The sequence below is a fragment of the Bacteroides sp. f07 genome (genome assembly GCF_042854785.1).
Taxonomy (GTDB): Bacteria; Bacteroidota; Bacteroidia; order Bacteroidales; family Bacteroidaceae; genus Bacteroides.
On sequence record NZ_BAABXI010000001.1, the window covers coordinates 64,003 to 89,339 of the forward strand.

Below are 25,337 nucleotides of genomic sequence, written 5' to 3' on the forward strand. Positions count from 1 at the left end.
ATACGATATTTTATTCTGTTTGCCTTTTTATCCGTACATTTGTGGAATTTTAAAATAACAAAACCGATAAAAAGCAATGAAAGAACCGTTCGATTATTCCTTAGTCCCCTATACTTTCGGCATGTGTGCAGCCGAAGAATGCCCGCGTGCCGCAACTTGCCTGCGGCGGATTGCCTTAGAGTATGCTCCGGCAGAGCGTGTTTTCCTGTCAATGGTGAATCCCAACCGGCTGAAAACGATGAAAGACGCGTGTGATTATTACCGCTCCGACAAGAAAGTACGTTATGCACGTGGCTTTATGCGTACGATTAATGCGCTTACTGTTCGTGCGGCAGATACTTTTCGTTATCGTATGATTGAGTATATGGGTAGAAAGAACTACTATTTGAAACGCAGAGGAGAAATGAATCTTACTCCGGCAGAGCAACAACGGGTTATCACCATAGCCAAAGAGCTTGGTGTCATTCAACAAGAATACTTTGACGGTTACGTGGAGGAATATAACTGGGGGTAGTCTCGTAAATCTCCTTTGCAAGAAAACAACAGCTACGAGAGTCCCATAGTTTCCATACTAAGAAACTACAGTATCTATAAGCAGAAACTCCCGTTTCCACACTTGGATACTCCCGTTTCCAGCCTGGAAACGGGAGTTCCGACGCTGGAAATCATCTCTTCGGATATAGGAACAAAACTTACCGTCCGATGGGAAAATATTTTAGGCTTATATTGTGTTGCAGATAAAGGTATCTGCAACCTATCTGCAACAGGTATCTGCAACGCCATAATCAACTATCTATCAATCCGTTATTTTGGTTTTGTTGCAGATGGCAGATACTTTTTCTTTTTTCAAACTTTATGGTAGTTGAACCTGAGAGTCCGATATTCATTCAATGCCCTTTCGAAGATTACGAATAATAAAAAAAATAAAAGCCTGGAAAGATTTGCATCTTCCAGGCTTTTCAGAATTTTATCTACTAATGAGACTGGTTCCTGTTTAATCCACCTGCCCCAGAGAGTTTCCGTATTCCATCTCTCCCTGAACCACAAAAAGGATCTCTTCAGGATCATATTCTCCTTGTCCGTCACTCTTAGCTTCTTTTACAATGTAAGCCACAACCTCATCCAAATCGATGTTAACGTAGCCGTCTTCATCGGGCTGAGCGTCGAGAATACCACTTTCAGAATAATATTCGTCGATCAAGTCGATAAAGTAATACAACTCGTCATCTACGAATTTCTCCTTCAGCTCCTGAGGCAGATAGTTTTTAATAAATTCGACGGTCTTTTCGTCATCAGCATCTGCCATAAAAAAATCTTCTTCCAGTCCCATAATAATTTAAGTATTAAGTGATAAGTATTAGGTATTTGCCACCTAGAGCAATTTCTTTACTTTTTCGACAAATACCGGTTTGCCTACAGCACCTACCTGCTTGTCTACAATCTCACCATTCTTGAAAAACAATACGGTAGGAATGTTACGGATACCATACTCGGCAGCCATATCACCATTTTCGTCCACATCGCATTTGCCGATGATCACTTGTCCTTCAAACTCTGTTGCCAGTTCTTCGATAATAGGAGCCACCATTTTACAAGGGCCGCACCAAGGAGCCCAAAAATCTACAACAACCGGTTTGCCTTCTGCAAGCACCTCTTTATAGTTGCTGTCTGTAATTTCAAAAGCCATTTCTTTAAGTATTAATTATTAAATTATAGTTTCGCATTCAACTGCGCTACAAATATAATCAAATTATTCCATTTGGTCATATCCGTAGACTTTTTTTAAGAGACACAGACCTAAAAGAGAGAATGCTAATAAATAACAATTATCGCTTTTTATAAATAAATCGAGAATTAATGATTGCAGTTCCCGACTATTGTATTACCTTTGCCACTGTTTGAGTTACGAATCGTTATCGCTTAGTTCTTCTTTTTATATCCTTATTATTAAGCAGACCTCTCCTTTAATTATCTCCCTCATTCTTTCTTAGTATTTAATTAATTATTTTTTAAAATGAACATTTACATTTCAGGTTTAAGCTTTGGCACAAATGATGCTGACTTGAACGAATTATTCTCAGCGTATGGAGAAACATCTTCATCAAAGGTTATTATGGATAGAGAAACAGGCAGATCCAGAGGATTCGGCTTTGTTGAAATGTCCAACGAAACAGAAGGTCAGAAAGCAATTGACGAACTCAACGGAAGCGAATTTGACCAGAAAACGATTGCAGTAAGCGTTGCCCGTCCCCGCGAAGAAAGGCCCCGTAACAACAACGGCTATAATTCCAGACGGTATTAATGTATATTCCATCAAGAGTAGGAGATTTATTCTTCTGCTCTTGTTTTTTTAAAACAATGCACAAATTAAGGACATTGCCAGACGAATAGAATACCGGAAGTATATTTATCCGCTTACTGTCTTATCACAATATCAATTATATGAAACCATTTTTTATTGGAAATATAGAAATAAAAACACCTATCATACAAGGTGGAATGGGAGTCGGAATTTCATTATCCGGCTTGGCGTCAGCCGTAGCCAACGAAGGCGGCATAGGTGTTATTTCATGTGCAGGCTTAGGCTTGCTATACCCGAAAGGGAAAGGAAGCTACACCGAGAAATGCATTTGCGGACTGAAAGAAGAAATACGCAAAGCCCGGCAGAAATCAAAAGGAATCATCGGAGTGAATATCATGGTGGCCTTATCCAATTATGCCGAAATGGTACGTACTGCCATAAACGAAAAAATAGACGTAATCTTTGCCGGAGCGGGATTACCCCTTGACCTACCCTTATATCTGACACAAGAAAGCAAAACGAAACTGGTTCCCATCGTATCTTCTTCAAGAGCTGCCAGAATTATATGTGAGAAATGGCTGAAGAACCACGATTATCTGCCTGACGCCATCGTAGTGGAAGGCCCCAAGGCCGGCGGGCATCTGGGCTTCAAGAAGGAACAGTTGCAAGATGAGAAATATGCTCTGGAAGCACTGATACCGGAAGTAGTAACGATTGCATCGAGCTACAAAGAAAAAAAGAATATCCCTGTTATTGCCGCCGGCGGAATCTCCACAGGCGAAGATATTGCGAGGTTCATGCAATTGGGAGCCTCAGCCGTGCAAATGGGAAGTATTTTTGTAACCACATTGGAATGCGATGCTTCGCAGACCTTCAAGGAAGTGTACATCGACTCTAAAGCGGAAGATGTCCTCATCATTGAAAGCCCCGTAGGAATGCCCGGAAGAGCCATCAACGGAGAATTTATCCGCAACGTAGAAAAAGGACAGGAAAAGCCCAAGTGTTGTCCGTTCCACTGCATCAAGACGTGCGACTATCAGAAGAGCCCTTATTGCATTATCAAGGCATTGTATAACGCAGCCAAAGGAAACATGAAAAGAGGATATGCATTCGCCGGAAGCAATGCCTTTCTCTCTGAAAGGATACGCAGTGTCAAAGAAGTGATCAGCACATTAAACAATGAGTTTCTTCTGGCAAGCGGCCAATTGTCGACAATGAAAATAAGAGTTTAAAAAGAAATGACATAACGAAAAAGAGTATGCCTTGACACAGGCATACTCTTTTTTTGTTTTCATATCCAAGTTCAAACGAATCCCCGGTCAATTTATATGAAATCCCAGTTCGGGACGGTCTTTTAAGTAGGTTATTAAATCACGTCCTACCGAAAGCTTTATCGGTCGGGAAATCAAATCGACCGACATATGATTCACATCGGCATCATCTGTCACCTTGAAATAAAGTTCCGTATTCCCCGGATGTTCTTTCGTCAATGTAGCAAGTTCCGTGACAAGCGCAGAGTTCAATACAGACAACGGGATAATAATTGTAATCTTCTGCACCAGTTCTTCCTTGACGTCCGGCAGAAGCTCCATAGAGGTAATTTTCACCTCCAGTTCATCCTGCCGCCATTGTTTTGGCTGGCAACGGGCTTTGATATATAAGAAAGTACCTTCGTTGAGATATCCTTGATAAGTCACCCAGTCATTTCCCCAGAACGGAATTTCGGTAGAACCCGAATAGTCTTCTATCTTGGCGATGCCGTAAGGATTTCCATTCTTGCTGATTCCACGGCGGACACTGGTCACAATGCCGCCCATCGTTATTTCACGACCGGCCAGTGCGGCTTTATCTTCCAAATCCGCCATACGTGTGTTGCAGACATGCTCCAACACGATAGAAAACTCGTCCAACGGATGAGCGGAAAGATAGATACCCACCAAATCGCGTTCACGGTTCAGACGGTCGAGATCGCTCCAGCGTTCCACCCCCTGAGGTATTTCAGGAGTTGCCACATCAATCACGTTCTCACCACCGAACAGAGAGTTGACCGCAGCCATCTTATCTGCCTGATAACGGTTTCCATAACGCATCAGAGTTTCCAAAAACACTTCCCCTTTAGAGTTTACAGCGAAATATTGTTCGCGCTTCAGTTCCGGGAAACTATCAAAGCCACCGGCCAGTGCGAGACATTCCATATTCTTCTTGTTGCAGGCATTCAGGTTGACACGCTGCACAAAGTCGAAAATTCCGGTGAAAGGCCCGTTCTTTGTACGCTCTTCCATGATACTTTGCACGGCGGCTTCGCCAACCCCTTTCACTGCGCCAAGTCCGAAACGGATATTACCGTCATGGTTGACGGTAAATTTCAGGTTACTCTCATTTACATCCGGTCCCAAAGTCTGGATACCCATCGCCTTACATTCGTCCATCAGTTTTGTGATATCGGTAATGTTCGACAAACTTCGGCTCATGACAGCCGCCATATATTCAGAAGGATAGTTCGCTTTCAGATAAGCCGTCTGATAAGCAACCCATGAGTAACAGGTGGCATGCGATTTATTGAACGCGTAGGATGCAAACTTTTCCCAGTCAGTCCAAATCTTTTCGAGCACTTTCGGGTCGTGTCCGTTCTTCCGTCCGCCTTCGATAAATTTGGGTTTCATGTGATCCAGTTTGTCACGCAGTTTCTTACCCATCGCTTTACGAAGGGCGTCGGACTCGCCACGGGTGAAGTCCGCCAGCAAGCGTGACAAAAGCATCACCTGTTCCTGATAGACCGTAATGCCATACGTATCTTTCAGGTATTTCTCCATTATCGGAATATCATACTCAATCGGCTTACGTCCGTGCTTACGGTCAATGAAATCGGGAATATAATCCATCGGTCCCGGACGGTAGAGGGCATTCATGGCAATCAAATCTTCGAATGTAGAAGGCTGCAACTCGCGCAGGTACTTCTGCATACCGGCAGATTCGAACTGGAATGTACCAATCGTACGGCCGTCACTGTATAATTTATAGGTAGCAGGATCGTTTATATCTATCGTATCTACATCGACTTCGATGCTACGGCTCAGGCGGATATTTTCGACGGCTTCCTTAATGATGGACAATGTTTTCAGTCCCAGGAAGTCCATCTTAATCAGTCCGGTATCTTCAATTACCGAACCTTCATACTGGGTGACGAGCATCTTTTCACCCGTTTCCTTATCGTCGGCGGTGCTGACCGGCACCCAATCGGTAATATCGTCACGGCAGATAATCGTGCCGCAGGCATGCACACCCGTACCACGCACGTTGCCCTCAAGCATCTTGGCATATTTGAGCGTATCCCGCACCAATGGGTCGGGAGATACTTCAGCAGCCTGCAACTCAGGGACATATTCGATGGCGTTGCGCAGGTTCAACTTCTTGTCGGGAATCTTGTCCGGTACTAATTTTGCCAGACGGTCGGATTCGGAAAGAGGAAGTTTCTGTACACGGGCAACGTCTTTAATTGCCAGTTTCGTAGCCATTGTACCATAAGTGATGATATGAGCTACTTTTTCCTGACCGTATTTATTGGTTACCCAACGTAACACTTCACCACGACCGTCATCATCGAAATCCACATCAATATCAGGCAATGAGATACGGTCAGGATTCAGGAAACGCTCGAACAGCAAGTCGTACTGGATAGGGTCGATTTTCGTAATTCCCAGACAGTAAGCCACTGCCGATCCGGCAGCCGAGCCACGTCCCGGCCCTACCGATACGCCCAGTTCCTTACGGGCCGCATTGATAAAGTCCTGCACAATCAAGAAGTATCCGGGGAAACCCATCGTCTTCATGATGTACAATTCAAAGTTCATGCGTTCCTTTACTTCTTCGGTCAACGGTTCGCCGTATATTCTCTTCGCCCCGTCGAAAGCCAGCTTGGCAAGATAGTCTCCTTCGAGTTTGATACGATAAAGTTTATCATAACCGCCCAAGCGTTTGATTTTCGCTTTCCCGTCTTCTTCGCTCAGCACCACATTACCATGTTCATCCTGGGTAAACTCATCGTAAAGGTCTTTTTCGGTATATTTAGCCCTATATCCCTCTTCTGTCCCGAAATCTTCGGGAATGGCGAAAGTAGGCATGATAGGCGCATGGTCGATGGAGTAATATTCTACTTTATCAAGGATTTCCAGTGTATTGCTCAAAGCTTCGGGCACATCGGCAAAGAGTTCATTCATCTCTTCACGTGTCTTCATCCACTCCTGCTTGGTGTAAAGCATACGGGTAGGATCATCCAGATCTTTACCGGTACTCAAACAGATCAGACGGTCATGCGCTTCAGCATTTTCCTCATCCACGAAGTGAACGTCGTTCGTACAAATCAGCTTGATGTTGAACTTCCGGGCATACTCCATCAAATGTTTGTTCACATTCACCTGCAACGGGTAACATTCATGATTGGCACGGGGAACAGTCGCCTTATGACGCTGCATTTCGAGATAGAAGTCATCGCCGAACAAGTTCTTATACCATTGGATAGCTTCTTCGGCTTCTTCGAATTGTCCGGCAGTAATCCGTTTCGGTATTTCACCACCGAGACAGGCCGAGCAGACAATCAGTCCTTCATGATACTTTTCGAGTTCGCTGCGATCGGTACGCGGACGCATATAGTATCCGCGCGTCCACGCGTGCGATACCAATTTAATAAGGTTATGATACCCTTTTTCGTTCTTGGCCAACACTATCAAGTGATAACCGCTCTGGTCAGGTTTTCCTTCTTTCAGCTCCATCGTGCGGCGGGCCACATACATTTCACAACCGATGATGGGTTTGAAGAGTTTATTTTCCGCTTCTACTATCTTGGCCTTGCAAGCGGCAATCTCCGCTTCCTTGTCCTCACATTCTATGGTGCCGGCTTCAATTCCCGCTATTCGCTTCTTCAGGTCTTTGACTTCACCTTTCGGACCGCTATTCTTTTTATTGACGTAATTCGTAAATTCCTTGATACCGAACATATTTCCATGATCGGTCACGGCAATACCCTTCATTCCGTTTTTCATCGCCTTATCGACCAGACGAGCCACGCTAGCCTGACCGTCAAGAAGAGAATATTGGGTATGGACATGTAAATGAACGAAATCCTGCATAATGATAAGTAGTTAATTTGAAGGCATAAAATTACTACCTCTAGGGTTATAAACAAAAATAATCCTCAAAAAGTTATCAACATTCACATTTCTATGCTCATTTACTTGCTGATTTTTTAAATTAAGTATATTTTTGCAGACAATATCATTAAACAGCATTCATGGGCCGACTAAAGAAATTGAAAAAAATACGAATTCACCGCGAAGGAACACATATATTATGGGCTAGCTTTTTGCTATTGCTACTGATTAATGCAGCTCTTTATTGGGGAATCGATTGCAAAATACCATTTTATGTGGTAGCAGTAGCGAGTATCGCAGTCTATCTGCTAATGGTGAACTTCTTCCGTTGTCCGATCCGTCTTTTCGGACAGGACACCGAGAAAATAGTCGTGGCACCTGCCGACGGAAAAATCGTCGTTATCGAAGAAGTCGATGAAAACGAATATTTCCACGACCGCCGGCTGATGATCTCTATCTTCATGAGCATTGTGAATGTTCATGCCAACTGGTATCCGGTAGACGGTACCATCAAGAAGGTGGCTCATCACAACGGTAACTTTATGAAAGCATGGCTGCCGAAAGCCAGCACAGAGAACGAACGTTCTACGGTAGTGATTGAGACTCCGGAAGGTGTGGAAATACTTACACGCCAGATTGCCGGTGCTGTGGCACGCCGTATCGTAACCTACGCTGAAGCAGGTGAAGAATGTTATATCGACGAGCACATGGGATTCATCAAATTCGGTTCCCGCGTGGATGTATATTTACCCATTGGTACGGAAGTCTGTGTCAGCATGGGTCAATTAACGACCGGTAACCAAACGGTTATCGCCAAACTCAAATAATTCTGTCACAATGACAAACGTTATTAAAAACAGTATTCCGAATACCGTAACCTGCCTGAACCTTTTCTCCGGTTGTATCGCTTGCGTCATGGCTTTTGAAGCAAAATACGAACTGGCACTGCTTTTCATTATCTTAAGCGCTATTTTTGATTTTTTCGACGGTCTGTTGGCCCGTGCGCTCAATGCCCATTCCATCATTGGAAAAGATTTGGATTCGTTGGCTGATGATGTCAGTTTCGGCGTTGCACCTTCGCTGATTGTATTCTCTTTGTTTAAAGAGATGTACTATCCCGCAAGTATGGAATTTATAGCTCCTTATCTGCCTTACGCAGCATTTTTGATTTCCGTATTCTCCGCTTTGCGTCTGGCCAAGTTCAATAATGATACCCGGCAGACAAGCTCATTCGTCGGTCTTCCAGTTCCCGCCAACGCTTTATTCTGGGGGTCTTTGGTGGCAGGGGCACATGACTTGCTGGTTTCCGAAGGCTGCCATCCTGTCTATCTTTTTATATTGGTTTGCCTGTTTTCATGGCTGCTGGTATCAGAGATACCTATGTTTTCATTGAAATTCAAAAACCTGACATGGGGTGACAATAAAGTCAGTTTTATTTTCTTGATTATTTGTATTCCTTTCCTTGTTTTTCTGGGAATCAGTAGCTTTGCAGCCATCATTGTATGGTATATTTTACTTTCACTTTTTACAAGAAAAAGTAAATAAACAATCTCTTGGCACGTTTGTTGTACTATGAGTTTTATCAAAGTTACAATATAAAAATCATAGCCCGATGCATATACTTTTATTTATACTTATCTTTATTATTGCCATTGTCGTATTTGGCCTTTCTATTGTAGGTTTCCTGTTAAGAACCATTTTCGGGATAGGCCGCCGTTCGTCGTCGTCATCATCGCGCCCGAACCAGACAGAATCCGGGCGTACTGCCACGGGGCAACAAAGCTACGGTCAAAACGCTCAGGATACGGCGGATAATGAAGAGGAAATATACTCGGAGAATGTATCGGGAAGAAGACACAAGAAAATATTCACGCAGGATGACGGTGAATATGTGGACTTTGAAGAAATAAAAGAATAACGGCTATCTCCGTTTAGCGGCAAAGAACTCTTTCATGAGCATGGCGCACTCGTCAGCCATCAGACCTTTAACAACAACTGTTTTAGGGTGCAGGGCCGAACCGGCATATTTCTGATAACCGCGTTTCTCATCTTCGGCGCCAAACACAAGTTTGCCTGTTTGTGCCCAGGCAATAGCTCCGGCACACATCACACAAGGTTCAACCGTGACATACAAGGTACATTCATTGAGATATTTACCGCCAAGCACATTGGCTGCGGCAGTAATCGCCTGCATTTCAGCGTGTGCCGTTACATCATTCAATGTTTCCGTGAGATTGTGGGCACGTGCGATAATCCGCTCTTTACAAACTACGACAGCTCCCACGGGCACTTCTCCCCGCTCGGCAGCCTTACGCGCCTCTATCAAAGCTTGTTTCATGAAATAAGTATCGTCCAGCATCCCAGCCTTTATTTTTAATCCTTAATTATCAATTACCGTCTCATATCATGCTCACCAAAAAGGGTCGGATAATCTTCTTCCATATTCTTATGAATAAACATGAGAATCGTTTCGCGAAGCCAACGTGACTTATTTGTTATCTTGTATTTTTCAAGATAACGGTCCACAATCAGTTGCTCTTCATCGCTCAACAAAATGCTCATCCGCCGTTCTCTTTTAGTACACTCGACGTGCATTTTCAGGCATTTCTTACTCCTTTTTCTCATATCTTCTGCAAAATTACTTTTACTTCTGTAAATTCAAAGAATAAAAGCAGTAAATTTGCAAAAAAAGATGGCTAAACATAACGAATTGGGTAAAGCAGGAGAAGATGCCGCAGTAGCCTATCTCGAACAGCAGGGCTATATCATCCGTGACCGGAATTGGAGAAAGGGACATTTCGAATTGGATATTGTGGCTACAAGCGACTGTGAATTGATTGTAGTAGAGGTGAAGACCCGCAGCAACACTCAGTTTGCGGAACCGGAAGACGCTGTTGATTTACCCAAGATAAGACGTACAGTGCGTGCCGCAGATACGTACATGAAACTATTCCAGATTGACGTCCCCGTACGTTTCGATATTGTCACTGTAGTAGGTGGGAACGGAGATTTCAAGATTGAGCATATGAAGGAAGCGTTTTATCCACCTTTATTTTAAGGTTTGCCACAGAGAATGCAGAGTCATACAGAATTTATTATAGATTTGATTTATTATGAACGTAGAAACTGTTAGAGAATACTGCCTGAGCAAGAAGGGGGCCACTGAATCTTTTCCCTTTGATGAGGTATCCCTAGTTATAAAAGTGATGAACAAGATGTTTGCCCTTATTGATTTGGAAGAAGCAAATCATATCGCGTTGAAATGTGATCCGGAAAAAGCGATTGAACTGCGTGAACATTATTCCGGAATTGAAGGAGCTTATCATTTCAACAAGAAGTATTGGAATGGTGTCCGCTTCGACAGTGATGTAGACGACAAACTTATGAAAGAGCTCATAGACCACTCTTATGATGAAGTAATCAAGAAGTTTACTAAAAAGCTACGTGCAGAATATGATGCTCTCCCCTGAATTATTTCCGGTTCCATTGATTCATATCAGTGAAACGAGTTCTACCAACAACTATCTGCAAACTTTTTGCGCCAAAGAAAAAGCCGGAGAGTTTACGACCGTAGTCGCCGACTTCCAAACTTCCGGACGGGGGCAGCGTGGAAATTCGTGGGAATCGGAGCCTTATAAGAATCTCCTTTTCAGCTTTGTGTTTTTTCCTGAATTTCTGGAAGCACGCCGCCAGTTTCTTATTTCCCAAATCGTGTCTTTAGCTATTAAAGAAGAGTTGGAGACTTATACCGCTGATATTTCTATCAAATGGCCGAATGATATTTACTGGAAAGAGAAAAAGATATGTGGCATATTGATAGAAAACGACCTGATGGGGCGCAATATCAGTCAGAGCATTGCAGGTATCGGAATCAATATTAATCAGGAAGTGTTTCACAGCCCGGCTCCTAACCCTGTTTCACTCTATCAAATCACAGGAAAACAATATGATATTTTTGAGATATTGAAGAATATAATGCTGCGCGTCCAGTCTTATTATTGCCGGCTTAAAAAGGATAACACATCATCAATCGCTATTCACTATGAAAAGTCACTTTTCAGAAAGGAAGGGATGCATCGGTACAAAGACGCTGACGGAGAGTTCCTTGCACGGATTGTATGTGTAGAACCCGAAGGCAGATTGATTCTGGAAGATGAAATGCAGACGAAAAGAGGCTATATGTTTAAAGAAGTGGAATATTTATTGAGATAAGTAATCTACGAACTGATTAAAACATTATCTTTGACACCGATGTTTTATATAAAAACTATCTCATTTATGAAAACAAGATTAATATTCCTGCTTCCATTATTATGGGTGCTAACAGGTTGCAGTGATTCGGAATCCTCAGACACAGCCACCTTAAAAGTTTCGGAAACCTCATTCAAAAACATAAGTGCGAATGGAGAAACGATAACAGTAAATATTCAAAGTAATCATAAGTGGAACATCAGCAGTAACAACTCGTGGTGTACTACCGATATTACATCTGGAGAAAATAATGGTAAGATAAGAATAGAAGTTAATAAAAACAGTGAAGCATATGCTCGCGCAGCAACGATTACAGTTGAAACTGATGGCCAACAAGAAAAGGTGTCAGTCATACAGGATGGAAAGCAACTTTCTGTTGAAGAAATAGAAAATCATCACTATAAAATACCAGTGGTATTTCAAGTTCTTTATAAAGATCCCAATAACACAACACAAAACATGAGAGCCAGTAGAGCTTCTGATCTAATTGTTGCATGTAACAAATACTATCAAAACTTACTAGAAAGTGCAAGCGTTGATATGAATCTTGAGTTCGTTCTTGCAACTAGAGACCCTGAAGGCAATATACTACAGGAAGCAGGAATCAATCGAACGCAAATTAATGAAGCAACAATGGATTGTGAAAAGTTTATGGAGAATAAAGACAATCTAAAATATCTTTGGGATACTGACAGATATATCAATATCATGTTGTACACATTCAGCAACGAAAATATATTAGGTATCTCGCATTTACCCTATACAATCGCTCCAGACAAACTTGATGGACTCAATCAGCTAGACTTCCTGCCAGAACATTCCAACTTAACATATCCTCACTGCGTATCTATTAATAATAAGTATATCTATTCATCTGCCAGTATAGAAAACAGAACGTATAATTCTGTAGATGTAATCCCAACTATCGCCCATGAATTAGGACATTATCTTGGTTTATTCCATGCTTTTTCTGAACCAGAAAATAAAGAAACAGGTATTAATACATGCATAGACAGTGACTATTGTGATGATACTCCAACGTATGACAGAGATGCATACATCACTTGGATGTCAGACTATATAATCTCAAAAAATGGAATAACCAATATGTCGCAGAGTGAGTTTAATAAATTATTTGAAAGACTAGATTGTGTGAGTAAAACGGTCTCTATTCCCAACAACATTATGGACTATGATATTTCATGGTTAAATCGTTTTACTAATGACCAAAGAAATAGGGTTAGACATATGTTGGCTCGAGGTGTACTAATTCCGGGGCCTAAAGAGACTAGAGTAAGCACAAGAGCAACAGGGCCACAGAATTTCCCAATGAGAATGATTAAATAGCAGGTAAAATATCATCAAAAGAAAGAGGTGAACCGCCTAGCGCTTCACCTCTTTCTCTATTCTCAATATCTTGTCCAATGTCTTTTGGGCTTCTGTCGACGGAAACCTTAGAACAACCTTCTGCAAAGAGCTCCGTGCTCTTTCATATCCTGTAGAAAACACTTTCGATAGTCCATCCCGATAGCGGGCATATTGCATTTTCGTTGGTGATGATATTTTCTTATAGTCGGCTTCCAATTGCTTCTTCTCCCGCTCAGCCATCAAATAATAGTAATTGCCTAAGAAGATGTTAGCCGCCAGATTATCTGCATCCAGTTGCAATATCTTTTCATACATATGCAGAGCATCCTTTTCCTGTCCACGGTATACCTGCATCTCTGCACATGATTCAAGATAATCTACATTATTGGGAGCCTTTTGAAGCAACTCTTTATAAAACAGATAGGCCTTGTCATAATTCCGATTCTTTTTATAAGCAACCGCCAGTTCATTAGCCAACTTCACACTCACTTCACTATTCTTGTCGACATTCGTCCAATAGTACATTTCTGTGCGGTCAATATTCAGACTGATTGTCTGTCGGAAATAGCTCACAGCCTGTCCATTCTGCCTGGCTTCGATAGCGGCAGACACTTTCTGCAACATCTCATCAACCGACTGTGCATTCAGCATCAGCGGCAATGAAAACAACGATAAAAAGAAGATAGTTAAGGCTCTCATAATCCAATATTTGCTATTTAGTTCGTGACACACAAAGATACAATAAAAAAATAAAAAATGTACCTTTGCGGCATAAAAGAACAATCAATTTGATAAAAGTGTTTCTATAAAATGATAGATAAAAAACAAACCTCTGAAAACAGACGAATATTACAGATTGCCATACCATCGATTATATCCAATGTAACCGTTCCGCTACTGGGACTTATTGATGTCACTATCGTAGGGCACCTTGGTTCTCCGGCCTATATCGGAGCCATTGCCGTAGGGGGAATGCTGTTCAATATCATCTACTGGATTTTCGGATTCCTGCGTATGGGGACGAGTGGCATGACTTCGCAGGCCTATGGTCAGCACGACCTTAATGAAATCACCCGGCTGCTGGTACGCTCCGTAGGTGTAGGATCAGTAATCGCCTTTTGCCTGCTGATACTCCAATACCCTATTCTGAGACTGGCATTTGCATTTATACAAACGACACCGGAAGTCGAGCAACTGGCAACCACTTATTTCTACATCTGCATTTGGGGAGCCCCCGCCATATTAGGCCTTTATGGATTTGCCGGCTGGTTCATCGGAATGCAGAATTCACGCTTCCCGATGTACATCGCCATTACTCAAAATATCGTCAATATTGCAGTCAGCCTATGCCTTGTTTATCTACTGGATATGAAAGTGGCAGGAGTAGCCACAGGCACCCTTATCGCACAATATGCAGGTTTCATTATGGCAATACTGTTATACATACGCTATTATAGCAAACTCCGTAAACGAATTATATGGAAAGAAATAGTACAGAAGCAAGCCATGTACCGTTTTTTCCAAGTGAACCGTGACATATTCTTCCGCACGCTCTGCCTTGTCATAGTCACCATGTTCCTCACTTCGGCCGGAGCGGCACAAGGCGAAGTCATTTTAGCGGTCAACACCTTGTTAATGCAGTTATTCACTCTTTTCTCCTATATCATGGACGGCTTTGCCTATGCGGGCGAAGCATTGTCAGGACGCTATATCGGTGCAAGAAACCAAACAGGCCTGCACAGCACGGTACGCCACCTATTTTATTGGGGATTCGGGCTTTCAATGGTATTCACCATTCTATATTCGGTCGGAGGAAAGGAATTCTTGGAATTACTGACTAATGACGTTTCGGTAATCAAAGCAGCGGATTCCTACTTTTATTGGGCACTCGCCATTCCATTAGCCGGTTTTTCCGCCTTCTTGTGGGACGGGGTCTTTATCGGTGCCACTGCTACCCGCCAGATGCTTTACTCTATGCTAGTTGCTTCCGCCAGTTTCTTCGGGGTATATTATGCATTTCATCCCCTTTTGGGAAATCATGCCTTATGGCTGGCGTTTCTTGTTTATCTTTCATTAAGAGGAATCGTACAAACTTTCCTGGGAAGGCAAATCATGAAAAAAGTAATCGTATCCTAATAAGGCTATCTGACAAATTATCTCTATATTTGCGGCAAACTATAAAAAGCAAAAGATATGGCTAAGTATAAAAGAATCTTGCTGAAACTAAGCGGAGAGAGTCTGATGGGCGAAAAGCAATATGGCATCGACGAGAAAAGACTGGCAGAATATGCAGAGCAAATCAAGGAAATCCACGGACAAGGTGTACAGATAGGTATCGTTATTGGCGGCGGAAATATCTTCCGTGGGTTGAGCGGAGCCAATAAAGGTTTCGACCGCGTGAAAGGTGACCAAATGGGAATGCTGGCAACTGTCATCAATAGCCTGGCATTGAGTTCGGCATTGGTGGCTGCCGGAGTGAAAGCCCGTGTATTGACAGCAGTCCGCATGGAACCTATCGGTGAATTTTACAGTAAATGGAAAGCTATCGAATGCATGGAAAACGGTGAGGTTGTCATCATGTCCGCAGGAACGGGAAATCCTTTCTTTACCACAGATACAGGTTCTTCATTAAGAGGAATAGAAATTGAGGCTGACGTAATGCTGAAAGGAACCCGTGTAGATGGTATTTATACCGCCGATCCGGAAAAAGATCCTACCGCAACCAAATTTGACGACATCACGTATGATGAAGTACTGAAACGCGGTTTGAAAGTAATGGACTTGACAGCTACTTGTATGTGCAAGGAGAATAATCTGCCTATTGTCGTATTTGATATGGATACGGTAGGTAACTTGAAGAAAGTAATCAGCGGAGAAGAAATAGGCACGATTGTACACAACTAACTTACTCCTTCAAAATATTCAGAATAAGACAGAAGTCTCTTAAACGAGATTATCTGTCTTTTTTCGTATATAATTGCCTGCAATAATAGTTTTTAGCATACGAAAGATTAAATTATACTATCAACAGGGTAAACGCTTGTTTATCATTTACGAACTGCGTACTTTTGCACGCCATTTAAAAAACTTAAAACGATGAACAGCAAAACCAAAGGTTTTATCTATGGAGCGATTGCCGCCGCAAGTTACGGTATGAATCCTCTTTTTGCACTTCCGCTCTACGCAGCAGGCATGAGTGTCGATACGGTTTTATTTTACCGCTACTTTTTTGCTGTCATTGTATTGGGGATACTAATGAAGATGCAACACCAGTCTTTCGCTCTTCGGAAAGCGGACATTCTTCCTCTGATTATTATGGGATTGCTGTTCTCATTTTCTTCACTACTCCTATTCATGAGCTACAACTATATGGATGCCGGAATTGCTTCTACAATCCTGTTCGTCTATCCGGTAATGGTAGCGGTCATTATGGGAGTATTTTTCAAAGAAAAGATTTCCGCAATTACCGTTTTCTCAATCTTGCTGGCACTTTCGGGCATCGCCTTACTGTATCAGGGAGACGGTGGCAAGCCGCTGTCTACCATAGGTATCATCTTTGTGCTGTTGTCCTCACTTTCATATGCTATATATATAGTAGGTGTAAATCGTTCGACATTGAAAAACCTGCCGACAACCAAACTTACGTTTTACGCTATCCTGTTCGGACTCTCGGTTTATATCGCCCGTCTGAACTTCTGCACGGAACTGCAAATCATACCATCTGTCTGGCTTTGGGCAGACGTACTGGCACTGGCTATTCTGCCTACTGCCGTATCGCTCGTTTGCACAGCACTGGCTATCCATTATATAGGCTCTACCCCGACTGCCATCTTAGGCGCTTTGGAACCTGTGACGGCTTTGTTTTTCGGAGTTCTTTTGTTTCACGAAAAACTCACGCCCCGGTTAATGACAGGTATTTTAATGATTATCACTGCCGTTACCTTGATTATCATTGGTAAGTCGCTCATAAAAAAGATGAGTATGCTGTTGCAGATGAACAAAAAATAATATACTTTTGCTAATTAATCAATCGAATAGCAACTTTAATTATCGAAAAATATGGTAGACGTAAAGACTTGCCTTGACAATGCACAAGAAAAAATGGATATGGCCATTATGTATCTGGAAGAAGCACTGGCACATATCCGCGCCGGAAAAGCGAGTACCCGACTGTTGGACGGTATCCGTGTAGACTCTTACGGAAGTATGGTTCCTATCAGCAATGTAGCAGCCGTAACCACTCCCGATGCACGCAGTATCACCATCAAACCGTGGGATAAAAGCATGTTCCGTGTCATCGAAAAAGCAATTATCGACTCCGACCTCGGCATCATGCCCGAAAATAACGGTGAAGTAATCCGCATCGGTATTCCTCCTCTGACGGAAGAACGCCGTAAACAACTGGCGAAACAGTGTAAAGGCGAAGGCGAAACGGCTAAAGTTAGCGTACGTAACGCACGTCGTGACGGTATCGACGCACTGAAGAAAGCTGTAAAAGACGGATTGGCAGAAGACGAGCAAAAGAATGCGGAAGCAAAACTTCAAAAAATCCATGACAAGTATATCAAACAAATTGATGATATGCTGGCTGAAAAGGACAAAGAAATCATGACTGTCTAAAAAAACAAGAAGAAAGCGTGCACGGATTAGTAATCAAAAACACAGGTAGCTGGTATCAGGTAAAGACCGATGACGGGCAACTTATCGAATGTAAAATCAAAGGTAATTTCCGGCTCAAAGGTATTCGCAGCACCAATCCGGTAGCGGTAGGTGACCGTGTGCAGATTATACTCAACCAGGAAGGTACTGCTTTCATCAACGAAATAGAAGATAGGAAGAACTACATTATCCGTCGTTCTTCCAATCTTTCTAAACAATCCCACATCCTTGCCGCCAACCTCGACCAATGTATGCTGGTGGTAACCGTCAACTATCCCGAAACTTCCACAATCTTCATCGACCGTTTCCTGGCATCAGCAGAAGCCTACCGGATACCTGTCAAACTGGTATTCAACAAGATAGATGCTTACAACGAAGACGAGCTCCGCTATCTGGACGCGCTTATTAATCTATATACACATATAGGATATCCCTGTTTTAAGGTTTCCGCCAAGAATGGCAACGGGGTAAACGAAATCAAAAAGGCTTTGGAAAGCAAAATTACTCTATTCTCCGGACATTCGGGAGTAGGAAAATCTACACTTATCAATGCCATACTACCGGGAACAGAAACAAAAACCGGTGAAATCTCTTCTTATCATAACAAGGGAATGCACACCACTACTTTCTCCGAAATGTTTCCCGTAAACGGAGACGGATATATCATTGATACTCCGGGTATTAAAGGCTTCGGCACCTTCGATATGGAAGAAGAGGAAATCGGTCATTATTTTCCCGAAATATTCAAGATTTCCGCTGACTGCAAATACAACAACTGTACCCATCGCCACGAACCGGGATGTGCCGTACGAAAGGCAGTAGAAGAGCATCTAATCAGCGAATCACGTTATACTTCTTATCTGAATATGCTGGAAGATAAAGAGGAAGGCAAATACCGGGCGGCTTACTAATCTTTTTTACCACATACTATCTTTCAATCAAGGAAATATATTCCATGATTATTTTTCTTATACCCTACAAAATAATAATCATGATATTTTACTTTTAGAAGAAAAGTCCGAATATCCCCCTACAACATACTCAAGCATTAGAATATCTTAGAAAAACACATACAAGTACATACAGAACTTGGTTATTATTTCATCGTCTTTTATCAAAAGAATAATTGTACAGCATTATAAAATATGAACTGCTTTATACTTCCACGTAATTTTGGCATTTATTCCACTATGTAATACCATAACGGAACAAAAGTATATATTCTTTTTGCAAAAAACAATAAAAACACATCTTTTTTTCATGAACCTCACATTTATACCGAAGCTTAAAGTAAAATATATACACCAATCTCTTTTCAGCCACCCTATTTATTACAAATAAAATTACAAACCTCTCAATATCTTACCAAGTTCTGTATGAACTATGTTAATAAAGCAATCAGAGCTTACGTAAAAAATAGTTTAGATAAACAAACCTGAATGTCAACTAAAAATTTAATTATTATGAAGAAAATCACGAGACAAGTCTCAATGTTTTTAGTGATAGGTATACTGGGGTTTCCCGCCACCTTGCAAGCTAAAATCGAGACGGAAGTTTCAAACCCGGAAATGGTGCAAGAGAGAGTTACAGGAACAGTCACAGATGCTTCCGGTCCGGTAATCGGGGCAACAGTCATGCAAAAAGGTACAACAAACGGTACCATTACCGACATGGATGGGAAGTTCTCTTTAGATGGAGTGAAAAAAGGAGATGTCATCCAGATTACTTATATCGGATACATCATGCAAGAGATTACCTACACAGGCAAACCTATTCAGGTGACATTATTGGAAGACAGCAAAAAACTGGACGAAGTGATCGTTGTAGGTTATGCCACTGTAAAGAAGGCCAACTTGACAGGTGCCGTTTCTGCCGTAGACAGTAAAATACTGGAAGACCGTCCGATTATTAACCTCGGACAAGGATTGCAGGGAACAATTCCTAATCTGAACATCACTACCAGCGGACAACCGGGGAAAGGTTCTACCTATAACGTCCGCGGCGAAACATCCATCAATGGTGGTAGCCCGCTGGTATTAGTGGACGGAGTAGAAATGGACCCGAACTTGATTAATCCCCAGGACGTTGCCAGCGTATCTGTATTAAAAGATGCCGCCTCCGCTTCGATTTATGGAGCACGTGCCGCTTACGGCGTAATCTTAATCAGTACCAAAACCGGAAAAAAAAATATGCCTACCCAAGTATCACTTGATGCTTCCATATCATTCAACAGCCCGACGACACGTCCAAGTTACATGAACTCCATGGAATATGCCAACTGGATGAATGCAGCCAACAACTTGACTAACGGTCGCGACCTCTTCAGCGCTGACGAAATGGAACATATCACGGCTTATTTCAATGACCCTGCGAACAATTCTCCGGTATTCGTCACCAACGATCCGAACAGTTGGCAATATGGAAACTGTCAAGCAGGCAAGTATGCCTATTGCGGGAATACTGACTGGATGAAAGAAATGTACAAGAAGAACTATCCGGTACAGAAATACAATGTGAACATCAGTGGCGGTAGCGACAAGGCCACCTACTACACTTCAGTGGGATATACCGACCAAGGGTCATTATTACGCCACGGCGACGAAGGATTCCGCAAGTTCAACATGGTGAATAACATCAATTACAACATCAACAATTGGTTGAACGTATCAATGAAAACAAGTTATATCCGCACCGAATTGTCCGGCATCGTACAAGACGGAGTACATGGTGAATCCTGGGTTGGTAATGACACACAGCCCTTAATGCCAGTGAAACACCCCGATGGAAACTGGGCCGGACAAGGTAACTATACCAACTTTGCAGCCGTATTGGACGAAATGGGCTCTCGCAAAACTACCAAGAACGACTTCTGGAATACACTGGCATTAAAGCTAACACCTCTGAAAGGTCTGAGTATCAATATGGACTATACCTTCAATTACTATTCCGAACATAATAAGAACCACATTAAGTCCTTCAACGAATACGGTGTGGATGGAAATTTCCTGCAAGTGTTCCAATATTCCAAACCGAATGGCGTGTTTGAAGGCCAGAATAACGACACTTATAATGCATTCAACTTCTTTGGCGATTATGAACGTACCTTTGGAAAACATTATTTCAAAGTTATGGCAGGTTACAATCAGGAAACCAAACATACACGTTATTTTTATGCCCAGCGTCAGAATCTTATATCAAACGATCTTCCTTCCATGAATTCAGCTACAGGCGAAAAATATGTCGGCAACTCCGATGACAGTTGGGCTACACGAAGCGGTTTCTTCCGCGTCAATTATACGTATGCAGACCGTTATCTGTTGGAATTGAACGGACGTTACGACCTTTCTTCAAAATTCCCCAAAAATGACCGGGCTGTATTCAATCCTTCTTTCTCTGTAGGTTGGAAACTCTCTGAGGAAAGCTGGTTCAAGAATCCAACCAATGGCTTCTTTGACGAATTAAAGTTCAGAGGCTCATACGGTAGTCTCGCCAATCAAGCATTGGACAATGGCTGGCATGCTTATTTGTCCAACTACAGCAGCGGGACAATGGCTTACATCATGGGGGGTATACAGAACCAAACTGTAAGCCCCGGCGGTCTTGTGAGCTCTTCCATCACTTGGGAGAAAGTGACCCAATGGGACTTAGGTCTTGACTTTGCCATATTAAACAGCCGCTTGCAAGGTACTTTCGACTATTACCAACGCTCCACCACAGGTATGCTGGGCGCAGGCAAGGTGCTCCCTAATATTCTTGGAACAAACGAGCCTGAAGAAAATGCGGCAGATATGGTGACTAGAGGTTGGGAACTGTCTCTCTCCTGGAACGACAGACTGGAAAACGGACTCCATTATAACGTAAGTTTCAACCTGTCTGACACGCAAGCCGAAATAACCAAGTTTGACAACCCTACAAAATCACTCTCCAGCCCTTACTATGAAGGGCAGATATTGGGGGATATCTGGGGATATGAATCTACGCTGTTTCAGTCGCAAGCCGAAATTGACGCAGCTCCCGACCAGTCACAACTGGATGGCGGTATCAAGAAAGTGCCAGGTGACATCAGATTCATTAATCAAAATGGCGACAATGTGCTGGACAATGGTGAAAATACGGTAGATAATCCCGGTGACATGAAAATTATCGGTAACAACAAAGCGCGTTTCCGCTATGGCTTCAACATCTCCGGTGACTGGAAAGGTTTTGATCTGGGCATCTTCTTCCAAGGCGTAGGAAAACGTGACCTGATGTTACCCAATACATTCAAATGGCAATACGCCAGTCAGTGGCAAGTACCTACCGCCGCAGCTCAAGACTATTGGCGCGAAGACAACACAAGTGCACTTTTCCCAGTAGCACGCTTTAACGGAGGTACTGCACTCAGCAAAAATCAAACACGCTACTTGCAGAACGCCGCCTATCTCCGTTTGAAATCATTATCAGTAGGCTACACTATACCGCAAACACTAACCCAGCAATGGGGAATTCAGAAATGCCGCATTTATTTCAGCGGTGAAAACTTGTTGACATTCAAACATACTCCCGAAGGATTCGATCCTGAACTGGACGACCCGTATAAGTATCCACAACAGAAATCATTATCTGTCGGTATTAATGTCGTATTTTAACCTTAAAATGATAGAATTATTATGAAACTGAAATATATGATTTATATAGCTGCAACTCTGTCACTGACAAGTTGTAACGATGCCTTTCTCGAAAGAGCTCCTCAAAACCTGAATGAGCAAACTTTCTGGACCAGTGCAAACGATCTCAAGACATATGCCAACGGTTTTTACAGTCTGATACCCTCCGGAGTCAGCAATCTCGACGATACGGATAGTGACACGCAAGTCCCTAATAACATCAATACCTTCTTGTGGGGACAATATGTAGTACCTACAGAAGGGGGAGCATGGAGCCAAGACAACTGGTCTACTATACGGAAACTCAACTATTTTATGACGCATTACCAAAGTGCACAAGGGACTGAAGCGGAAATTAACAACTATGTAGGCGAAATACGTTTCTTCCGCGCTTTGCAATATTTTGACAAAATAAAGACCTTAGGAGACGTTCCTTGGCTGGAAAAAGATTTGAACGTCGATAGCGAAGAACTCTACGGACCGAGAACTGCACGCAATGAAGTAGCCAAGAAAATTATCGAAGACCTGGACTTTGCCATCCAATGGCTTCCTGATGCCGGCAGTGAAGAAGCCAACCGCCTGAATAAGGATATTGCCCGCCATGTGAAAGCCCGTGTTTGTTTGCATGAAGGCACCTATTATAAGTATCATACGGAACTGAACTACGCGAGTGAGGCCAACGGTTTATTGCAGCAGGCAGCCGAAGCATCCGATGCGCTCATCAATCCCGGCAGGTATGAAATATATAATACCGGCCACCCTGAAAGCGACTATCACAATCTTTTCATTATGGAAGATAAAAGTAAGCTGAAAGAGGCTATTCTTTATATCGACTATATGGAAGATAAGCGTATGCATAATATGAGTCATGGTTCCGAAGAAGCCAGTGCCGGATTCTCAAAAGATTTTGTAGACTGTATTTTGTATAATGACGGACTTCCTAAAGGAGTGACTACCCAACCTACAGCCGACAATACCATTAAAGAAGAAATGAAGGGGCGCGATCTACGATTCTCCCAGCTCATAAAGAACGACGCCTACCTGACGGAAGAAGATCTGGAAAAAGATAATTATGACGACGATTATGTAGATAACTATCATCTGACCGGTTACCACACCATCAAAGGGTATAACCCGAATTTGCCATCAGGCTATTATATCGAGACTTCCGACGGCATCGCCTACCGCTACGCAGAAACATTATTGATTAATGTCGAAGCCAAAGCCGAACTGGAGACATTGACTCAAAAAGACCTTGACAATACTATCAACAAACTACGCGATCGTGTAAACATGCCGCACCTGAATTTGAATGTAGGATTTACAGACCCGAACTGGCCAGACTACGGATACCCTCTTTCCCCCATATTGCAGGAGATTCGTCGCGAACGCCGCATAGAATTGGCAGGAGAAGGTTTTCGTTTCGACGACCTATGCCGTTGGAAAGCCGGACATTTGCTGGATAATGTAAAAACATACATCGGAAAGAAACTTTCTACAGGTAAATACGCGATTGTATATCCCAATTATACCAATGACGATCTCTCCTATCAAGAAGGAAAAAGCCGTAAATGGGATGATAAAATGTATCTCTATCCAATTGCCACAGGTGAATTGCAGCGCAACCCCCAATTATTGCCGCAAAATCCGGGATGGAAATAACTTAACACAATCCCTCATTTTTTTAGTTAATAACTTAAGGTATTAGATTCTTTTTTATTCGAGCCCGGCACTATACCGGGCTCTTTTTACATAATCATTTTCATTTCTTTACTTTTATTTCCAGGAAAAAACATTTTGAGATTAAACCATTGCAAAGATACGGTGTCTAATCAACGAAAGAATAATTATTCAATAGCTATATACGATACTAAACCATGAATAAGAAAACTAAATGGGGCATCATTATTCTTGTTGGTGCCGGAATTATTGGTGGAGGAATCTACTCACAATTACCCAAAAAGAACAACGAACTAGCCGCTGCCGACAAAGTAATGGGCGGTAATAAAAGAAAAGGAAAGCAAACTTTAAATGTAAACGCCAAAGTCATAAAGCCACAATCCCTGACGGATGAATTTACAACCACAGGAGTACTTCTGCCCGATGAAGAAGTGGATTTGTCTTTCGAGACTTCCGGAAAAATTGTCGAAATCAATTTTGAGGAAGGAACATCGGTGAAAAAAGGCCAGTTGCTTGCCAAAGTAAACGACCGGCAGTTGCAAGCACAATTACAACGTCTTGTTTCGCAATTGAAATTGGCAGAAGACCGTGTGTTCCGCCAAGATGCGCTATTGAAGCGGGATGCTGTCAGTAAAGAAGCTTACGAACAAGTAAAAACGGATTTGGCTACTTTGAACGCAGACATAGAAATAATCAAGGCCAATATTGAATTGACCGAGCTTCGCGCTCCGTTCGACGGAGTTATCGGACTCCGCCAGGTCAGTATCGGTAGTTATGCCTCTCCCACTACGGTCGTTGCCAAACTAACTAAAATAGCTCCTCTCAAAGTGGAGTTTTCCGTACCGGAACGTTACGCCAAACAGATAAAAAAAGGGACTAACTTAAACTTCAACGTGGAAGGCAATTTGGATGCTTTCGGCGCACAAGTATATGCTGTGGAATCAGCTATCGACCCTAACCTGCACCAGTTTACCGCCCGTGCACTATATCCGAATGTGAACCATATCCTGCTTCCCGGCCGCTATGCAAGCGTGCTGATAAAAAAAGACGAGATAGAAAATGCCATCGCCATCCCTACGGAAGCGATTGTGCCGGAAATGGGTAAAGATAAAGTCTACCTCTACAAATCCGGAAAAGCCGAACCGGTGGATATCACTACCGGAATCCGCACCGCATCGGAAGTGCAGGTGATAAGAGGATTGCATATGGGAGATACCATCATCACTTCAGGAACATTGCAACTCCGTACCGGACTTGCTGTGACACTTGACAACATTGATTAAT

24 protein-coding genes are annotated in these 25,337 nt (G+C 42.6%); 18 read left to right on the top strand and 6 right to left on the bottom strand.

Annotation, left to right across the window (positions count from 1 at the left end):
* Window positions 1-76 precede the first annotated feature (76 nt).
* Entirely contained in the window at window positions 77-514 is a 438-nt protein-coding gene (locus tag ACGHVY_RS00295; protein WP_390596237.1) for a DUF6078 family protein, read from the top strand.
* Window positions 515-994: 480 nt separating this feature from the next.
* On the opposite strand, the gene ACGHVY_RS00300 is transcribed toward ACGHVY_RS00295, so the two are convergent.
* Both ACGHVY_RS00300 and trxA read right to left on the bottom strand, forming a co-directional pair.
* Window positions 995-1,330, bottom strand: a complete 336-nt coding sequence (locus ACGHVY_RS00300) for a hypothetical protein (protein WP_308745998.1) — start codon at window positions 1,328-1,330, stop codon at window positions 995-997.
* 42 nt (window positions 1,331-1,372) lie between these two features.
* Window positions 1,373-1,687 (bottom strand): thioredoxin, encoded by a 315-nt coding sequence (gene trxA, locus ACGHVY_RS00305; protein WP_308745999.1) that lies wholly within the window; start codon window positions 1,685-1,687, stop codon window positions 1,373-1,375.
* A gap of 327 nt (window positions 1,688-2,014) precedes the next feature.
* Between trxA and ACGHVY_RS00310 the strand changes: the two genes are divergently transcribed.
* Together ACGHVY_RS00310 and ACGHVY_RS00315 are read left to right on the top strand one after the other, a co-directional pair.
* Entirely contained in the window at window positions 2,015-2,302 is a 288-nt protein-coding gene (locus ACGHVY_RS00310; RefSeq protein ID WP_308746000.1) for an RNA-binding protein, read from the top strand.
* A 140-nt stretch (window positions 2,303-2,442) separates the two neighbouring features.
* A complete protein-coding gene (locus tag ACGHVY_RS00315; RefSeq protein WP_308746001.1) occupies window positions 2,443-3,534 on the top strand; it encodes a nitronate monooxygenase in 1,092 nt (363 codons plus the stop codon).
* 87 nt (window positions 3,535-3,621) lie between these two features.
* On the opposite strand, the gene dnaE is transcribed toward ACGHVY_RS00315, so the two are convergent.
* A complete protein-coding gene (gene dnaE, locus ACGHVY_RS00320; protein ID WP_390596241.1) occupies window positions 3,622-7,428 on the bottom strand; it encodes a DNA polymerase III subunit alpha in 3,807 nt (1,268 codons plus the stop codon).
* Between the two features lie 161 nt (window positions 7,429-7,589).
* On the opposite strand from dnaE, the gene ACGHVY_RS00325 reads away from it, so the two are divergent.
* From ACGHVY_RS00325 to ACGHVY_RS00335, 3 genes are all read left to right on the top strand, one after another.
* On the top strand, window positions 7,590-8,276 hold the full coding sequence (locus tag ACGHVY_RS00325) for a phosphatidylserine decarboxylase family protein (protein ID WP_308746003.1): 687 nt from the start codon (window positions 7,590-7,592) through the stop codon (window positions 8,274-8,276).
* 10 nt (window positions 8,277-8,286) lie between these two features.
* On the top strand, window positions 8,287-8,994 hold the full coding sequence (gene pssA / locus ACGHVY_RS00330) for a CDP-diacylglycerol--serine O-phosphatidyltransferase (protein ID WP_308746004.1): 708 nt from the start codon (window positions 8,287-8,289) through the stop codon (window positions 8,992-8,994).
* 67 nt (window positions 8,995-9,061) lie between these two features.
* Complete coding sequence (locus ACGHVY_RS00335; protein WP_308746005.1) at window positions 9,062-9,367, top strand: DUF4834 family protein; 306 nt, start codon at window positions 9,062-9,064, stop codon at window positions 9,365-9,367.
* Between the two features lie 3 nt (window positions 9,368-9,370).
* On the opposite strand, the gene ACGHVY_RS00340 is transcribed toward ACGHVY_RS00335, so the two are convergent.
* Together ACGHVY_RS00340 and ACGHVY_RS00345 are read right to left on the bottom strand one after the other, a co-directional pair.
* Window positions 9,371-9,808 carry a nucleoside deaminase gene (locus tag ACGHVY_RS00340; protein WP_390596243.1) on the bottom strand — a complete coding sequence of 146 codons (438 nt, stop codon included), beginning with the start codon at window positions 9,806-9,808 and terminating at the stop codon, window positions 9,371-9,373.
* Window positions 9,809-9,840: 32 nt separating this feature from the next.
* Window positions 9,841-10,074 carry a hypothetical protein gene (locus tag ACGHVY_RS00345; protein WP_004299215.1) on the bottom strand — a complete coding sequence of 78 codons (234 nt, stop codon included), beginning with the start codon at window positions 10,072-10,074 and terminating at the stop codon, window positions 9,841-9,843.
* Window positions 10,075-10,141: 67 nt separating this feature from the next.
* On the opposite strand from ACGHVY_RS00345, the gene ACGHVY_RS00350 reads away from it, so the two are divergent.
* The 4 genes from ACGHVY_RS00350 to ACGHVY_RS00365 all read left to right on the top strand — a co-directional run bounded on the left by ACGHVY_RS00350 (window position 10,142) and on the right by ACGHVY_RS00365 (window position 13,047).
* The gene (locus ACGHVY_RS00350; protein WP_390596245.1) at window positions 10,142-10,507 is read left to right on the top strand and encodes a YraN family protein; all 366 of its coding nucleotides are present in this window, start codon (window positions 10,142-10,144) and stop codon (window positions 10,505-10,507) included.
* A 55-nt stretch (window positions 10,508-10,562) separates the two neighbouring features.
* On the top strand, window positions 10,563-10,919 hold the full coding sequence (locus ACGHVY_RS00355; RefSeq protein WP_308747299.1) for an MmcQ/YjbR family DNA-binding protein: 357 nt from the start codon (window positions 10,563-10,565) through the stop codon (window positions 10,917-10,919).
* Window positions 10,903-11,661, top strand: coding sequence for a biotin--[acetyl-CoA-carboxylase] ligase (locus tag ACGHVY_RS00360; protein WP_390596247.1), 759 nt, complete (start codon window positions 10,903-10,905; stop codon window positions 11,659-11,661). The genes ACGHVY_RS00355 and ACGHVY_RS00360 overlap by 17 nt, the downstream gene beginning before the upstream one ends.
* Before the next feature lie 66 nt (window positions 11,662-11,727).
* Window positions 11,728-13,047, top strand: coding sequence for a zinc-dependent metalloproteinase lipoprotein (locus tag ACGHVY_RS00365; protein WP_390596250.1), 1,320 nt, complete (start codon window positions 11,728-11,730; stop codon window positions 13,045-13,047).
* Between the two features lie 36 nt (window positions 13,048-13,083).
* Here ACGHVY_RS00365 and ACGHVY_RS00370 read toward each other — a convergent pair whose 3' ends face one another.
* Window positions 13,084-13,767, bottom strand: coding sequence for a tetratricopeptide repeat protein (locus ACGHVY_RS00370; protein WP_390596251.1), 684 nt, complete (start codon window positions 13,765-13,767; stop codon window positions 13,084-13,086).
* 111 nt (window positions 13,768-13,878) lie between these two features.
* On the opposite strand from ACGHVY_RS00370, the gene ACGHVY_RS00375 reads away from it, so the two are divergent.
* From ACGHVY_RS00375 to ACGHVY_RS00410, 8 genes are all read left to right on the top strand, one after another.
* Window positions 13,879-15,204 (top strand): MATE family efflux transporter, encoded by a 1,326-nt coding sequence (locus ACGHVY_RS00375; protein WP_390596254.1) that lies wholly within the window; start codon window positions 13,879-13,881, stop codon window positions 15,202-15,204.
* A gap of 57 nt (window positions 15,205-15,261) precedes the next feature.
* The gene (gene pyrH / locus ACGHVY_RS00380) at window positions 15,262-15,972 is read left to right on the top strand and encodes a UMP kinase (RefSeq protein ID WP_308747304.1); all 711 of its coding nucleotides are present in this window, start codon (window positions 15,262-15,264) and stop codon (window positions 15,970-15,972) included.
* Between the two features lie 192 nt (window positions 15,973-16,164).
* Entirely contained in the window at window positions 16,165-17,076 is a 912-nt protein-coding gene (locus ACGHVY_RS00385) for a DMT family transporter (protein ID WP_308747305.1), read from the top strand.
* Between the two features lie 51 nt (window positions 17,077-17,127).
* Window positions 17,128-17,688, top strand: coding sequence for a ribosome recycling factor (frr, locus tag ACGHVY_RS00390; RefSeq protein WP_294477754.1), 561 nt, complete (start codon window positions 17,128-17,130; stop codon window positions 17,686-17,688).
* Between the two features lie 17 nt (window positions 17,689-17,705).
* On the top strand, window positions 17,706-18,638 hold the full coding sequence (gene rsgA, locus ACGHVY_RS00395; protein WP_308744023.1) for a ribosome small subunit-dependent GTPase A: 933 nt from the start codon (window positions 17,706-17,708) through the stop codon (window positions 18,636-18,638).
* Between the two features lie 552 nt (window positions 18,639-19,190).
* A complete protein-coding gene (locus ACGHVY_RS00400) occupies window positions 19,191-22,355 on the top strand; it encodes a SusC/RagA family TonB-linked outer membrane protein (protein WP_390596258.1) in 3,165 nt (1,054 codons plus the stop codon).
* A 21-nt stretch (window positions 22,356-22,376) separates the two neighbouring features.
* Complete coding sequence (locus ACGHVY_RS00405; RefSeq protein ID WP_390596261.1) at window positions 22,377-24,035, top strand: RagB/SusD family nutrient uptake outer membrane protein; 1,659 nt, start codon at window positions 22,377-22,379, stop codon at window positions 24,033-24,035.
* A 215-nt stretch (window positions 24,036-24,250) separates the two neighbouring features.
* Window positions 24,251-25,336 (top strand): efflux RND transporter periplasmic adaptor subunit, encoded by a 1,086-nt coding sequence (locus ACGHVY_RS00410; RefSeq protein WP_390596264.1) that lies wholly within the window; start codon window positions 24,251-24,253, stop codon window positions 25,334-25,336.
* Window position 25,337: the final 1 nt, after the last annotated feature.